This window comes from Marinobacterium sp. YM272 (assembly GCF_050908845.1).
Classification (GTDB): Bacteria; Pseudomonadota; Gammaproteobacteria; order Pseudomonadales; family Balneatricaceae; genus Marinobacterium_D.
On the sequence record NZ_CP194171.1, the window covers coordinates 1,789,362 to 1,803,707 of the forward strand.

A 14,346-nucleotide genomic window follows, 5' to 3' on the forward strand; every position below is an offset into this window, starting at 1 on the left:
TCAGCCGCCGGCGTCTCTGGAGGTGGAATAAACAGATAGTCGGGCCATCTGCGCGTCATGATAGCGGTGCAGTGTGGCAAGTGCGAGCAGCGCGCCGACCAGTGCCATGAACATATCGGACTGGGTGTCCCAGACGTATCCCTGGGTACCGAGAAAAGCCTCGGCGCCGGCACCACTGAGCAGGGCGACCCACCACTCGATCAATTCGTAGAAAGCGCTCAGTGCCAGGCAGAAGCAGACCACAAAAAAGGCACACCAGCCCCGGCCGTTAACCACCTTGAGCCTTAGCAGCAGCTCCCGTGCGATGATTGCCGGGACAAATCCCTGTGCCAGGTGACCAAGCTTGTCGTAGTTGTTGCGCGTCTGACCGAGCCAGTCGGCGATCCAGTCAAACAGCGGTACCCGTGCGTAGGTGTAGTGACCGCCCACCATCAGAATGATGCAGTGGGCCAGGATCAGCCACAGGCAGAGGCTGGTCAGTGGGAAGCGCTCGCGGCTCCAGATCACCAGTCCCGCCCCCGCCAGGGCCGGGGCGATCTCCAGCCACCAGGTCAGACGGTCGTACGGCGAAATGGCCGACCAGGTCAAGACAAGTGAAAATATCAGTATCCAGAGACGAAACACGGCGCTATCCTTCAGCGGCTTACAGCGTACCCTAATAATAGTCGCCGCGACGGCTCAGTGGATCAAGAGTTAATGGCCCTTAAATCAACTATTTACAAAGCGACCCTGAATATCTCCGACCTGGATCGTCAGCATTACGCCGAGTACCCGCTGACGCTGGCGCTGCACCCTTCGGAGACGGAAACCCGGATGATGATCCGCCTGCTCGCCTTTGCCATGTTTGCAGATGAGGCGCTCAGCTTTACCCGCGGTCTCTGCGTGGATGATGAGCCGGACCTCTGGCAGCACGCGCCAAGCGGCGAAATTGATCTTTGGATCGAGGTGGGATTACCCAGCGATAAGCGGTTGCGCAAGGCCTGTTCCCGGGCCAAGCGGGTGGTGCTGCTGGCATACGGCAGCGATCAGCAGTTCGACCCCTGGTTCCAGGGTGTACGCAAGACGCTGATGCGGCTCGATAACCTGGATATTTACCGCATCGATGACAGCGCCTGCGATACGCTGACCGCCCTGGCCGAGCGGCAGATGCGCCTGCAGTGCACAATCCAGGACGGGGAGCTCTGGTTCACCGGTGAGGCCGGCAGCGCCGAGGTGAGACCCCGGCCCGTGTCAGTCGTGTAAGGGTTTTTCCCAGAACATCGCTTTACCGGTTGCGGGATCCAGCTCGTAGCCGGCGTAACCCTTACGCCGGTAAACCGCCTGGGCCCGGCCATTGCCCTCCAGAACCTCCAGCGTCAGCTTGCAGCAGCCGTTACGACGGGCGACCGCTTCAGCGGCGTCGAGCAGCTGGTCCGCCAGACCCCGGCCGCGAAACTCACTGGCAACGATAACGTCGTGGATATTCAGCAGAGGGGCACACTTGAAGGTGGAGAAGCCTTCGAATGCGTTCAGTAGTCCGGCGGGTTCGCCGTTACAGAACGCCAGCAGCGTAAGGCTGTCCTGCCGCAGCGCCAGGGCCATCGGCAGGCGTTCGAGGGTTGCTGCGGCCAGTGGCTTGCCACCGCCCAAGGGATCACAGGCGTACGCCTGCATCATCGTGCGAAACGCAGCGGCCTGTTCGGGAAGTCCTAGGTCGGCTTCGATTATCTCTATATGGCGGGGCGTGGGCATGGCATTCTCCGGAAATCTGACCGGCTGGTTAAGTTACAGATCCGTTCTGTTGCTGGCAAGGAGCGAAATCAACAGTTGGCTAATTGCTGTACTAATCCTGCTAAACTTGTGACCCGAATTGCCGATACTCTATCTTTATTCTTTGTTCCTGCGCCCAAGGCGCGAAGCCGATTAATTTAATCCCCGGAGTGGATTGTGGTCAGTATCTATCCCTCATCAGTCTATGGTCAGCCCATCGGTACGACACTCAACAGTAGTACCAGCGGCAATACTGCCAGTGTGGGCGACAGATCCACAGATGCGCTGCTATCCAAGCTGGCTGAGAACATCCCGGGCATGGGCGCCGAAGAGCTGCGATCCCTGAATGCCGAGGATTTCAGCCCGGAAAAGGTCGCAACACGGATCAGCGATTTCGTTGCGGCAGGACTGGAGGCAGCCCGGTCACGTGGGGCCAGCGACGAGAAGCTGCAGTCTATGTATGATGCGGCACTCAGCGGCGTCCAGAAGGGCTTTGATGACGCGCGTGAAGTACTTGAGAATCTCCAGCTTCTCGATGGGCAGATAGCCGAGCAGGTCGACGAGACCGAAAGCCTGACGTTTGAAGCGCTCAACGCGCTGGCGCCCGGCACAGACGGCATCAGCTCGGGCATGGGTACCCGCATGAGTATCATTGAGCGGTTCCAGAATGCCGAGGAGATGCAGTTGACCATCTTCACCCAGGATGGCGACGAGGTAACTATCAACTTCGGCCGCGACCAGAATTACCAGAGCGGCTATGCGGCGGCCACCGATGGGCAGGGTAATTCGGCAGCGGTCTTCAGCCTGAGCCGGTCGGAGTACAGTGAATACAGTTTTACGGTTTCAGGCAGCCTGGATGAGGGGGAGATCGAGGCGTTGCAGAACCTGGTCAAGGATGTCTCCGGCCTCGCTGACGAGTTTTTCAACGGTGATGTGCAGAAGGCGTTTGAACAGAGCGGGACACTGAATTTCGATGCCGCGGAGCTGGCCTCCATGCAGCTCGATATGAGTTACACCCGCCAGTACGCCAGTATTTCCAGCTATGAGCAGGTCAGCCAGCTGGAGCAGACGGCTGACAAACCGGGGCGCCGTCTCGGACACCTGATGAAAGAGGTGGCGCAGAGCTTTGGCGCACCCTCACTGGGTAATCTGTTGGCACCGGGGCAGCTGGGACGCGATCTGTTCGAAGCACTGGTGAACCAGGACAGCCGCTATATCGAAGCGCCGGCTGAAGAACAGGAGCGCTACGCTGACAACCTGCGCACGCTGCTCGATGCGGTAGCGCCGGTGGAAGCGCCGGACGCCGAGCCCGGCACCGCGCCGGATAGCTAAGATACACCGCCATACAGAAAAAAAACGGCTGATCACTCAGCCGGTTTTTTTGTCTAGTCGGGTGCCGGAGCCTTAGCTCAGCATCCGGAGCAACAGATCAGCAGCGGCCCTTTTTGGCCTGTCCCGGCGGGCAGAAGCTGGCGCGATTGCGATGGTCGCCGTGGTAGTAGTGATGCGCTTCGCGGTACTCACGGCGATCGCGATACTCATGGCGATCACGAGAGTAGCGGTCGTCGTAGCGACGATCGTCGCGGTAATCCCGGGTGTTCACGGCCGTGCCGACGGCGGCGCCAATCCCTGAGCCTGCGATAGCGCCATCCCGGCCACCCAGTTCGGCACCGACAGCGCTGCCCAGGGCGCCGCCGATAGCACCGCCAATGGCGGAGTCCAGTGTCAGATCACCCGCCATGGAAACCGCGGGCAAGAAAGCCATTACTGCAATTGCGATAGTCGATTTTTTCACGTTAACTCCGTTCATTCTGTACCCGCAGGGACAGGTACGTCAGATCATCGCCGTTGTGCCTTTTGCTTCCGTGCGCCTGTGCATACGGCAGTGATGTTCATTCCAGCATCGGCAGCAGTGTTTGTCTTTGCCAAGGAGATACCGGCGTTATCGCCGGTTAACGCTGGCGATCGACCAAAATTTCACAGGCTCTGCTGCAGTGATGCGTCACTGTGTCACATTCCAAGACAGGCCTGAATCTCTTAAGTTCCCTCCAGCTTTCAGGTTGAACAGGGGATAAGCGAGATGCGAAGTGCAAGGCGTGGGTTCTGGATACTGGCGGTGTATGGAGTGATTAACACACCACTCTGGGCCGATGATCAGCCGATGTTGATCGAGGTGATCAAGCCGTTGCCGGTCAGTGCCGCAGAGAGCGAGCTCAATCTGAACCAGCCGCTGGCGCCCGCCGCCGATGGTGGCGAAGTGTTGCGGGATCTGACCGGTGTCTCCGGCTCGCGCATGGGTGGTCGTGGTATCGACCCCGTCATCAGGGGGCAGCAGCAGAACCGTCTCAATGTGATCCTGGACGGCGCCTATATCTACGGTGCCTGCCCTAATCGTATGGACCCGCCCACCACCTATTCAGCCGCCGAGAGCTATGACCGCGTGGTTGTCCTGAAAGGAAATCACAGCGTGATTTACGGCCCGGGTGGCAGCGGCGGTACGGTGCTGTTTGAGCGAGAGCGTCCGCAGTTCGATGCCAAGGGCTATCGCGGTAAAGTGTCGGCGGGGTATGCCGGTAACGGGGAATCATCCACGCTTGTTGCAGACCTGGCCGCTGGCAGCGACCGGGGATACGTCCGTTTTATCGGTGACAAGGCGGATGCGGGCAACTATGAAGATGGTGCCGGCGATGAGGTCCGCTCCTCCTACGAAACTGAATCCAACGCGCTGATGTTGGGCGCCCGGGTTGCCGATCGCACCTGGCTGGAGGGAAGTTACGAACAGGTGCGGGAGGAGGATGTGCTCTTTCCCGGTGCCGGTATGGATTCACCTTACAGTGATGCGGACACCTGGCGCCTGAAACTGGACCACCAGCCACAGGGTTCCTCCATCCAGCGTATCCGTGCGGAGGTCTATCGCGCCGATATTGACCACCTGATGGATAATTACTCGCTGCGCCCAGCCGGCATGATGAGGATGGCGGCACCCACCTCATCCGATACCCTCGGTGGGCGACTGCTGATAGACAGTTATATCGGGGGGCACCAGTTGCAGTGGGGCGTCGACCATCAGCAGAACAACCGCAAAGGCGTGCGGCAGATGGTTATGCCCTCCGGCATGCGGATGGATGTCAGCGATCTCTGGCCGGACGTGACGATTGAGCAGACCGGTCTGTTCGCTGAGGTTAAACATTACCTCTTGGCCGATAGCTGGCTGAAGGCGGGGGGACGCCTGGACCATGTGACCGCGGATGCCAAACGTACGCCGGCGGATGACGATGCCAGCGAGAACAACCTGAGCGGATTTCTGACCTGGAACCAACGCCTGGACGACCGCTTCAGCCTGCAATCAACGCTGTCACGCAGCGTCAGAACCGCCGATGCCACCGAGCGTTATATCGATGCCGGTAGCTGGCAGGGTAACCCGGATCTGGATCCGGAGATTCACCAGCAGATGGAGTTGATGCTCAGCGCCGATGCTGGCCGTTTCAGCGGGTCGGTTTCCGGTTACCTGGACCGTGTCGACGATTTTATCCTGCGTAAGAACAACCGCTATTCCAATGTGGGGGCGCAGCTGTATGGCATCGATCTTGAGCTCGCCTGGCAGCTGGACGCCAACTGGCGTCTGAGTAACGGGGTTTCCTGGGTCCGAGGCACCAACCGCGATGATGACACCAATCTGTCCCAGATACCGCCGCTGACGGCGACGCTGGCGCTGGATTACCAGCGTGACGCCTTCCATGCCGGTGGTGACTGGCTGCTGGTGTCACAGCAGTCCGATGTGTGTCTGGCGGGCAGCGACTGTGGCGGTCAGGATCTGCAGCAAACGCCGGGTTACGGCGTGGTGAACCTGAACGCGGGCTACGATATTACGGCGAATCTAAGTGTTGATGCCGGCATCGATAACCTGTTCGACAAGCGTTACTCCGATCACCTGAACCGGGAAGATCTGCTGGGCAACAGCGTGCAGGTCAGTGAACCGGGTCGCAATCTCTGGGTGAGGATGAGCGCCCGGTTCTGAGTTAAAGCTAGAAAGAGTAGGAGAGGGCGATGGAGCCGAACTTGTGGCCCCCGTCCTGCTTTTCGAACTGTTGGGTGCGGTAATAGCGGGCCAGGGAGAGCTTCCAGCGGTCGTAAGTGGCCGCGACACCCCAGGCGGCATCCGCCACTAAATGCTCCTTGTCCACCGAGTGACTGTCGCGGAAGGTGTTACCGTCGAGGAATATATCGCGCAGTACCCAGCGGCCGTCGATGGATACGAAGGCGTGGATGCCCCATTGATCGTGGAAGCGCGGGTCGCCGCTGCCCGGGGTGCTGTTGTCGCCGCCGGGGCGCAGTGCCGAGGTGCCGAAATCCTGGGGCAGCTGGTAACCGATGCGGTACTCGGCACCGGTGTTCAGGTAGGTCGCTACGTTGCCGAGGCTGCCGCCGGCGTGACCGATAAAGTCGTGCTGGATATTGTCGATAATACCGCCATGAAACAGCCGCTGCTTGCGCTCGTAGATCAGCTGGATACCGGGTTCGTTGTGAAGCTGATTATCCCAGCCGTTAAAACGCTCGAAGCCGCGCAGGTCATGGATAAAATTCTGGCTCTCTTCAGCCAGGGACCAGGGTCCGATGACACCCAGGTTCACTTCGAATGACTTCAGCTTGTGCCGGGTCTGGGTGTGGTACCCGAAACCCAGGTAGAGCCAGCCGGCGTAGGGGCGGTCATCCGGATCCAGTGTGGTGCGCTCCCGGTCTTCCGGGGTATACATCTGCTGTCCCAGTGTGACTACCAGGTGGTGTCTGGGGTCCTCTTCAAAGGGCTCAGGTTCCGGGTCGAGCTGGGTCAAACGCCGGTTGGCGCTGCGCACCCAGTGGGGGATCCGCGGATCGTCGATGAAGTTACTGATCTCCGGCGATACCCAGGAGGCGCGCACGCCGTTGGTGTACTGCTGGTCCGTATCGGCGAAGAGGTCGTTTTCCAGGTAGAGATTCAGGGTCCAGGCGTCGCGGGGCTTTTCCGCGGGCTCCAGCTCGAGCGCCTGAACCAGCGCCGGGCTGGCTGACAGGCTCAGCAGTAAAGGCAGCGTCGCACGCCGCATCCGGGGGCACATGGTTATTTACGCACCCAGCGGCCGTCGGGTGTGCGCACGTACTCGCCGGGCGCCGCCCGGTCGAGCAGGCGTTCGCCGGTACGAAGCTCCATGATCTGCGGCTCGACACCTGCCTTTTTGGCCTTCTCGATATAGAGCGCCTTGCGCTGAGTATTGATATCCTGCACCAGCGACTTTACCTCGGCACTCGGGCTGTTGCTGACCACTCCCAGGTAACCGGTGCTCTGTTCACCCACCAGTCCCTTGCTTTTCGCTTCGTCCAGAGACAGGGCGAAGGCTGGCAGCGACAGGGACAGCATCAGTGCTGCAATCAGTGTGCGTGGTTTCATAAGGTTCATGTTCTGGCCTCCGTCAGAATAGGTCGCTGTTCTCTTCCAGAAGGGTATCGATCTGGCGGTCCACTTTGACCAGCACTTCATGCTCTACCTTCACGTTCAGGTTGATGGTGATGGGATCCGATGGCGCTGCCAGTTGAACCGTGGGCGTACAGGCCGCCAGAGCCAGCATTGCCACCGGCAGGCCTAGCCAGTGCGCAGTTTTTATCAGCATTGTCAGAACACCTCCGGTTGGTTCTTTGATTCTTGCTTCCTTTAATCCCGATCTTCTTGTCATAAAGATAAAGCCGTTCAGCTGAACCGGGTCTTACTGCGCGGATCCACTCTGGTTTTCCAGGTTCTTGCGCAGCGACTCGCCGATCTTCTCCGAGAGTTGCAGGGATTTAAACAGTGCCAGAAGATTTTCTTCCACGTTGAGCGACAGGTCGATGGGGCGGCCCTGCTGCCAGTCCGGGTTGTGACCCCGGAGTCGGCTGTTCAGTTCCAGGCTGCCGTCGGGTGCATAGTTGACGCCCAGGTCCAGTGCCTCTATCTGCAGATCCTCCAGTGCAGAGAGTGCTAGCTGCAGGGCTGGGTTGTTTTGCGCCGTGCTGCTCAGTGCCGAACTGGGCTGATAGCGCAGCCAGCCGGGGGATGCACTGTGGACCTGGCCGCCGCTGACGCTGATTTCACTGCCTTTCACGCGGATCGGCAGGGTGCCGTTTAACGCTGTGTCGCCGGCCAGTCCCGGCTGCTGATAGAGCGTCAGAATTTCGCTGAGCTCGATCCCAGTAAGTTGTGCGCTGACGCTGAAATCCGGATCCAGCGGATTGAAGGCAAAGGCAGGCAGGCTGACGGTGCCGCCAAATACCGCCTGGTTAATCGGGGCCAGCTCAAGTCTGGGCTCTGCGTTGACCGGCTGGGTGTAACGGTAGCTGACAGCGGTGTCATGCAGGTCGATGCCGGTGCGCAGCAGGTCGCTGCGGATTTCGCCTGCCGAGGTCAGGCTGCCGTTGCGACTGCGCCTCAGTTGCAGGTCGGCGCTGACATTGTCGGTTTCAACATAGGTATCCCAGGCAAAGGCCAGGTTACGGAGCGAGAGGTCGGCATACAGGCTTGCATCCGCGGGCGAGGGGCCCTGCAGATAACCCTTGGCATCAAGGGTGCCGTGAGTGAACGCCAGGTCCACAGGCCAGGCGTCGATCCAGCGTCGCAACTCCGGTAGCAGCGGCGGCAGGTTGACGCTGCGTGTGCGCCAGTCGGCCCTGAAATCCTGTGCCGCCAGCAGCCAGTCAGCGCTCAAGGATAGCGCCGGGCGGGGGCTGGCCAGGATCAGTCTGCCGCGCTGGCCATCCGCTGCCGTACCGCCGGTCAGTTCAGCACTGAAGGCAGGCAGTTGTCGGCCCGACAACGCCGCGCTTATGCGCTCGCTGCGAAGGTGATAGCTGAGGTCTGTGGATGCGGGGTTATAGCCCAGGCTCAGCTCGACCGGAGAGGTTTCCAGGCTGTCGAGGCCCGGCAGGGAAATACCGGTCGGTGTCAGGCGCAGCTCCAGTGGGCTGAGCCGGACGCCGCTGTGGTTGTCGGCAACAGGAAGTGGCTGCAACAGCTCGACCGCCTGGCGCAGCGACAGCTCTGCAGTGTCCAGGCGCAGCTGCTGTTGCGACACACGGGTCAGCTGCATCCGCGTCTGCGGCGTGATCCGCAGCTGTAGCTGGTTTTCCTGCAGGCTGATCTCGGCGGCGGCGTTGACCTCGGCCGTATCGATCTCGACCTGTTGCGGCAGAACGAGTTGCCGGCCTTGCGCCTGCAGGTTGAGGTTCAGGTCTGCCCGGGTCTGTTGCACCAGTGTTTGGGCGTCTAACGGCATCTGCGCGGGCCAGCGGCTGCTCAACCGGGTGTCCAGCTGGCCGCTGAAATCCTCCCCGGAGAGCGGCAGGGGCGGAACAAGCGGGTGCAGAAAGTCGAGCAAGGGCTTGAGGTTGAGCCGGCTCTCCAGGTTCAGGCCCCAGTCGTCGGCGTTGCTGATCAGCTCGCCGCTACTGGTCAGCAAAGGCTGGTTGTTGCTGACCAGGTTAAGTTCTATCTGTTGCTGCGGATTGAAACGCAGGTCCAGGTAGAGCGGAGCCGCCAGGGAGTTTTCGGCGTCATCGAGCAGTTCGAGCCTTGCCCAGCTCAGTAGTGCGCTGGGTGTCAGGTCCAGGTTACCGGCGGCGCGCACTTGCGGCTGGTCTGGTGCCTGGTAGTCGACATGAAACTGGCCGATCACCAGTCGCCTTGAGGGGGCGTAATGGAAAATCAGCGCCGCAGGATAGTCGTTCAGATTAAAGGTTTCGATCCCCGCACTTTCAATGCGTCGCTCGAGGCTGCGCTCGGCGCGGATAGTGATCGTCAGTTCGGGAATACGGATCTCATCGATGCGCTGGCGCAGCAGCAGATCGACCGGGTCGAAATAGATGGAGATGTTATCGCTCTGCAGGCTGATACTGCGCTCGCCACTGCGCTGTATCAGCGACAGATGGGGAACGTCCAGCCGCTGCCAGCCGGGATGGGTCAGTTCAATGCGGGGCTGGTCGAACCCCTGTCCGGCCAGCCAGTCTTCAATCAGGTTGCGCGCCAGGTAGGGCAGGGCGAGATAGGCGGCCAGCAGCAGGAGCGGGAGGGGGAGCAGTATCCAGAGCAGTTTGCGCTTGCGCATCAATCCTCCCGCCTGGGTCGGTCAGTCCTTTTTCCGTACCACGTTAAGTCCGTCGCGTACGGTGAGAAATACGTTTTCCACGTCCGGATCACAGGCGATGCGCCGGTTGGTTTCGACGAGGATATCGTCGATCTCCGATTCCGGCTGCAGCACCTTGCCGGACCAGAGCACGTTATCGAGCACGATCAGGCCGCCGGGGCGGGTCATCTCCTTCACCCGCTCATAGTAATTCAGGTAGTTGCGTTTGTCGGCGTCGATAAAGGTGAAGTCGAGCTGCATATCGAGCTGCTCGATGGTTTCCATCGCCCGGCCGAAGATCACCTCGATCTTGTGGCCATGTTCGCTGCGGTCGAAAAAGCCCTGGGCAAACTCGATAGCCCGGGGGTTGGTTTCGCAGCAGACCAGGCGGCCATCCTTCGGCATCCCCTCGGCGATGGATAGCGCCGAGTAGCCGGTAAACATGCCGATCTCCAGTGCCTGCTTGGGCTGGACCATCGCGGCGAGGAGTTTCAGTGTGCGTCCGACCAGGCGACCCGAGAGTTTCTGCGGCCAGCCCATATTGATGTTGGTCTGATCGATCAGTTCCTGCAGTAGCGGCGGCTCGGCGCTGGTCTGCAAAAAGGCATAATCTTCGATCGCTTCGTCAACGAGAAATTCAGGCATAGAGGGTTTCGATAAAGCTGTTGAATGAGAAAGCGCGAGTTTAACACTTTTCCGTCCGCTACCGGCGGAAAGTCGAAATATCATCCTGACCAATCTGCCGCTACAATTGCCCCTCACTGGACGAGGAGGCGTTATGGTCGAACCACTCTACATCTTTCTTTTTGCTGGAATAGTATCCATGTCGGCGGCGTTGAGCGCCGGCGCGCTGAACAAGCTGGCGCCGGAGCAGAAGCCGGCTTTTATGCAGAAACCCAATGGCCAGGTTGCCGTAGTGATGGCCGGTAACCTGGGCGCGATTACGTTGCTTGGTGCCATGGCCTTCGGCTTTTTGAAACTGCACTGGTGGATTCCGCTCTCCTGCATGTTTGTCACCTTTCCTGTCGTGCATATCCTTTTGATTCAGCGTCTGCTGGGTGATCTTAAAAGCATGCTGCTGATGATGCCGCTGGTGATCGTTGCCGCGGTATCGCTGTACTATTACTGGTAAGGCAAAGGAGGCAGGATGATTTCCGTTGTAGGGTTCGGCTCGTTGCTATCGGAGCGCTCGGCTCGGGATACGGTGCCGGGTCTGAAAAATTACCGGCTTGTGCGCGTGGAGGGATACCGGCGCATCTTTAACAAGGTAGGTATCCTGTTTATTGCAGGCCACGGCCAGTCGGCGGAAAGCCTTGAAGTGTCCTCCTGTTCCACCGAACCCTGCGATCGCACATCAATCGTCGTGGCCCAGTTTGATTGCCCGGTGGATCAGTTCAGTGAACTCTACGAGCGGGAGCACCGCTACCGCTGGGTCGAGGTTTACCCGGTGGGGCTGGATGGCAGCCCGCAGCCGGCAGCGCGTATGTGCACCGGCTATAGCGATCTGGACTACCGGCTGAACAAGTGCATCACCGAGGAGGAGTATCACGACCGTGTCGGGCGCCATTACCAGGGCCGGATCTGGCGCGATGATATTCTGCCCTTTCCCCGCTACCTGAAATTCTGCCTGGTCTCGGCCGCCTCCCATGGCGATGAGGTGCTGGAGAACTTCCTCGATACCAGTTTCCTGGCCGATGGGCAGACCTCGATCCGCGACTATCTGGTGGAGCGTAGCGACCTGATTCCGTCATCGCTGCGCGAAGGCCGGGCATTCACGCAGGGCTCACAAAGCCGGAAATAAACTCCGGACTGAACCAGTCCAGGTGTTTATGCCATGTTGATAGTCGATGTTCCCCGGCACCGCCAGCCTCTGCGTGCGCCGGTTCTTCTGCCGCTGCTGGCGGCGCTCTGTGTACAGCTGCTGATCAGCGCTTTCCAGCTCGACCGCGCCCTTGCCGATCTGCTGTATTCGCTGGAGGGCCAGCAGTGGCTGTTCAAGGATCACTGGTTTTTTTCCGATCTGCTACATAGCGGCGGGCGCCGGTTCAGTATTCTGCTGTTGCTGCTGGTGTTTGCGGCGCTGATTGCCAGCTTTTTCGTTTCATGGCTGAAGCCCTATAAACGGGTGCTGGGGTACCTGGTGCTGGCACCGGCCAGTGCGACGCTGCTGGTGTCCAGTCTGAAGCAGGTATCCGGTATCGACTGCCCTTGGGATCTGGCGCCCTATGGCGGCGATCTTCCCTATCTGCCGCTGCTGTCCGCGCTAGTAAACGGTTCCGGTGAGGGCGCCTGTTTCCCGGCGGGACACGCCAGTGCCGGCTACGCCTGGGTGGCGGTCTATTTCGCTGCCGCGGTGGCCTGTCCCCGGTTGAAGTGGCGCCTGCTGGCCATGGCGCTGGCGTTGGGGCTGGTGTTCGGGGTGTGTCAGCAATTGCGCGGAGCGCACTTCCTGTCGCATGATCTCTGGAGTCTGACGCTGTGCTGGTGCACGGCGGCAGTCATTGCCCGGTTGATGCTGGTGAAGCAGCGCAGCCCGGTGGAACCCCGGATGAACAACCTGAGCGGACTCAGCTTTGTCGAAGCAGATAAAAATCCTGGTGGCCGACGATGACCCCCAGATTCTGGAAGGACTCGTAGATTACCTCGAATACCACGGCATTCTCGTGGATTGCGCCCGCACCGGCGAGCAGGCGCTGAACCTCTGCCACAGCAATCGATACGATGTGCTGGTACTGGATGTGATGATGCCGCGCATGGATGGTCGCTCCCTGTGCGAGCATCTGCGCCGCGAGGGCAGCGCCACACCAGTGCTCTTCCTGACCGCCCTGGATACCCTGGAGGACAAGATCCTCGGTTTCGAGGCCGGCGCCGATGATTACCTGGTCAAACCTTTCGCCATGGCGGAGCTGCTCTATCGCATCCGCGCCCTGAGTCAGCGGGTATCCCGCCAGCAGGTGCGACGCCTGTCGGTGGGCGCGCTGGAGCTCGATCTGGACAGTCAGCTGGCCACCCGTGAGGGGCGTGAGCTGGCGCTGACACCGCAGATGTTCCAGCTGCTGCATTACCTGGTGGCGCAGTCTCCGCGGGTGATCTCCCGCACCGAGCTGGAACAGGCGCTCTGGGGCGAAGAGCCGCCGGAGAGCGATGCACTGCGCTCGCTGCTCTATCAGCTGCGACAGAAACTCGACAAGCCGTTTGCACACGCCATGTTGCAGACCCGCAGGGGGCAGGGCGTCTGCCTGCTCGAACCGGAGCCACAGCCTTGAAACTCAATTTCACTGCCCGTCTTATCTGGACCATTGGCATCTCGACGCTGGTGCTGACCGGCCTGTACTTTCTGATCGGCTGGCATTACGTGGAGGGCCTGGAAGGAAACCACGAGGCCCGGGTGCTGGATTATCTCGCCGATCATTATGAGCCGGTGGCGGATGGTACTTTACCCCATGAGACTGCGGGCTTTGAGGATCTGGCGACGCTGTATGTAAGTGTCGATGAACTGCCGGCCGAACTAAAACCCTACGCCGATCCGGTGCAGTTAGGAAACTTCGAACTGCCTGCCAGTGAAATGCTGCTTGTGCGCCAGGCGTCGGCCACCGGGCAGACCTATTTCGTCTACCTGCATGATGTGACCGGACTGCTGGCGGCGGATGATTCGGAGTTTGCCGAGGCGGCTCTGGTCATCGGCGGAATCCTGCTGTTTACGTTTGGCACCATGGGGCTGACACTGAGCCTGATCTGGTATCAGACCCGGCCGGTACGGCAGCTGACCCGTGCCGTGGCCGCCGTCGATCCGGCCCGGCCGGAACTGGAACCCCTGCTGCGTGATGATGACCTGGGGCAGATGTCACAGAAAATCGCCGAGCTGCTCAAGCGCATCTCCGGTTTTATCGACCGGGAACGCAACTTCACCCGTTTTGCCAGCCATGAATTGAGGTCGCCGCTGACGGCGATCAGCAGCTCTGCCGACCTGCTGCGTGAAACGGCTGCCGGCAATCGCCTGCAGCAGCGGGCGGTGGCGCGCATCGATGTGGCGTTGCAGCGGATGTTAAAGCTTCTTGATGCCTTTCTCTGGCTCAGCCGAGAAAAGCGGGATGAGCAGCAGAACCTGGACGAGGCAGAATTTAACGAGCTGATCGAGCAGCTGCGCAATCTGACGCCGGGGCTGGATGAGCGGCTTCAGGTCAGTGGCAGCGATACCCCCTGTTGGCCTGTAGACCCCTTTGTGCTGTCGGTGATCCTCGATAACCTGCTGCGCAATGCGCTGGACCACGGTGAGGGCGACATCGAGCTGGCGCTTAGCAGCGCTGGCGTCGAGATATCAAATCAGATCGCTGAGCAGGAGCCGGCAGAAGGCAGTCATTTTGGTTACGGTCTGCAGATTGTGGATCTGTTGTGTGAAAAGGCGGGCTGTCGCTGTGAGCGTCAGGCGGACGCCGGTATCTACCGTGCCCGCCTGTTTCTGGATAGCTAG

16 protein-coding genes are annotated in these 14,346 nt (G+C 60.1%); 8 read left to right on the forward strand and 8 right to left on the reverse strand.

The window, feature by feature from the left end:
• Complete coding sequence (locus tag ACQUQP_RS08010) at window positions 1-624, reverse strand: DUF2238 domain-containing protein (RefSeq protein ID WP_432698271.1); 624 nt, start codon at window positions 622-624, stop codon at window positions 1-3.
• 72 nt (window positions 625-696) lie between these two features.
• Here ACQUQP_RS08010 and ACQUQP_RS08015 point away from each other — a divergent pair, with 72 nt between their 5' ends.
• The gene (locus ACQUQP_RS08015; RefSeq protein WP_432698272.1) at window positions 697-1,242 is read left to right on the forward strand and encodes a YaeQ family protein; all 546 of its coding nucleotides are present in this window, start codon (window positions 697-699) and stop codon (window positions 1,240-1,242) included.
• Here the strand turns inward: ACQUQP_RS08015 and ACQUQP_RS08020 are convergent.
• Window positions 1,231-1,731: a GNAT family N-acetyltransferase gene (locus ACQUQP_RS08020; protein WP_432698273.1), complete on the reverse strand. Its 501-nt coding sequence runs from the start codon at window positions 1,729-1,731 to the stop codon at window positions 1,231-1,233. The genes ACQUQP_RS08015 and ACQUQP_RS08020 overlap by 12 nt on opposite strands.
• Before the next feature lie 195 nt (window positions 1,732-1,926).
• On the opposite strand from ACQUQP_RS08020, the gene ACQUQP_RS08025 reads away from it, so the two are divergent.
• Entirely contained in the window at window positions 1,927-3,081 is a 1,155-nt protein-coding gene (locus ACQUQP_RS08025) for a DUF5610 domain-containing protein (RefSeq protein WP_432698274.1), read from the forward strand.
• A 97-nt stretch (window positions 3,082-3,178) separates the two neighbouring features.
• Here the strand turns inward: ACQUQP_RS08025 and ACQUQP_RS08030 are convergent, their stop codons facing one another.
• Window positions 3,179-3,544, reverse strand: a complete 366-nt coding sequence (locus ACQUQP_RS08030; protein WP_432698275.1) for a hypothetical protein — start codon at window positions 3,542-3,544, stop codon at window positions 3,179-3,181.
• 285 nt (window positions 3,545-3,829) lie between these two features.
• Here ACQUQP_RS08030 and ACQUQP_RS08035 point away from each other — a divergent pair, with 285 nt between their 5' ends.
• Window positions 3,830-5,767 carry a TonB-dependent copper receptor gene (locus ACQUQP_RS08035; protein ID WP_432698276.1) on the forward strand — a complete coding sequence of 646 codons (1,938 nt, stop codon included), beginning with the start codon at window positions 3,830-3,832 and terminating at the stop codon, window positions 5,765-5,767.
• A gap of 7 nt (window positions 5,768-5,774) precedes the next feature.
• Here ACQUQP_RS08035 and ACQUQP_RS08040 read toward each other — a convergent pair whose 3' ends face one another.
• The 5 genes from ACQUQP_RS08040 to ACQUQP_RS08060 all read right to left on the reverse strand — a co-directional run bounded on the left by ACQUQP_RS08040 (window position 5,775) and on the right by ACQUQP_RS08060 (window position 10,520).
• Entirely contained in the window at window positions 5,775-6,833 is a 1,059-nt protein-coding gene (locus ACQUQP_RS08040; RefSeq protein ID WP_432698277.1) for a lipid A deacylase LpxR family protein, read from the reverse strand.
• A gap of 14 nt (window positions 6,834-6,847) precedes the next feature.
• The gene (locus ACQUQP_RS08045) at window positions 6,848-7,183 is read right to left on the reverse strand and encodes a YdbL family protein (RefSeq protein ID WP_432698278.1); all 336 of its coding nucleotides are present in this window, start codon (window positions 7,181-7,183) and stop codon (window positions 6,848-6,850) included.
• A gap of 13 nt (window positions 7,184-7,196) precedes the next feature.
• Complete coding sequence (locus ACQUQP_RS08050) at window positions 7,197-7,394, reverse strand: YnbE family lipoprotein (RefSeq protein WP_432698279.1); 198 nt, start codon at window positions 7,392-7,394, stop codon at window positions 7,197-7,199.
• Window positions 7,395-7,487: 93 nt separating this feature from the next.
• A complete protein-coding gene (locus ACQUQP_RS08055) occupies window positions 7,488-9,857 on the reverse strand; it encodes an intermembrane phospholipid transport protein YdbH family protein (protein WP_432698280.1) in 2,370 nt (789 codons plus the stop codon).
• Between the two features lie 21 nt (window positions 9,858-9,878).
• The gene (locus tag ACQUQP_RS08060) at window positions 9,879-10,520 is read right to left on the reverse strand and encodes an O-methyltransferase (protein WP_432698281.1); all 642 of its coding nucleotides are present in this window, start codon (window positions 10,518-10,520) and stop codon (window positions 9,879-9,881) included.
• A 133-nt stretch (window positions 10,521-10,653) separates the two neighbouring features.
• On the opposite strand from ACQUQP_RS08060, the gene ACQUQP_RS08065 reads away from it, so the two are divergent.
• Genes ACQUQP_RS08065 through ACQUQP_RS08085 form a run of 5 tightly spaced genes read left to right on the forward strand, consistent with a single transcriptional unit; the run spans window position 10,654 to window position 14,346 of the window.
• A complete protein-coding gene (locus tag ACQUQP_RS08065; protein ID WP_432698282.1) occupies window positions 10,654-11,007 on the forward strand; it encodes a hypothetical protein in 354 nt (117 codons plus the stop codon).
• Between the two features lie 15 nt (window positions 11,008-11,022).
• The gene (locus ACQUQP_RS08070; RefSeq protein WP_432698283.1) at window positions 11,023-11,676 is read left to right on the forward strand and encodes a gamma-glutamylcyclotransferase; all 654 of its coding nucleotides are present in this window, start codon (window positions 11,023-11,025) and stop codon (window positions 11,674-11,676) included.
• A gap of 33 nt (window positions 11,677-11,709) precedes the next feature.
• Window positions 11,710-12,486, forward strand: coding sequence for a phosphatase PAP2 family protein (locus ACQUQP_RS08075; RefSeq protein ID WP_432698284.1), 777 nt, complete (start codon window positions 11,710-11,712; stop codon window positions 12,484-12,486).
• Window positions 12,449-13,141 (forward strand): response regulator transcription factor, encoded by a 693-nt coding sequence (locus ACQUQP_RS08080; RefSeq protein ID WP_432698285.1) that lies wholly within the window; start codon window positions 12,449-12,451, stop codon window positions 13,139-13,141. Before ACQUQP_RS08075 ends, ACQUQP_RS08080 begins: the two co-directional genes overlap by 38 nt.
• On the forward strand, window positions 13,138-14,346 hold the full coding sequence (locus tag ACQUQP_RS08085) for a sensor histidine kinase (RefSeq protein WP_432698286.1): 1,209 nt from the start codon (window positions 13,138-13,140) through the stop codon (window positions 14,344-14,346). The genes ACQUQP_RS08080 and ACQUQP_RS08085 overlap by 4 nt, the downstream gene beginning before the upstream one ends.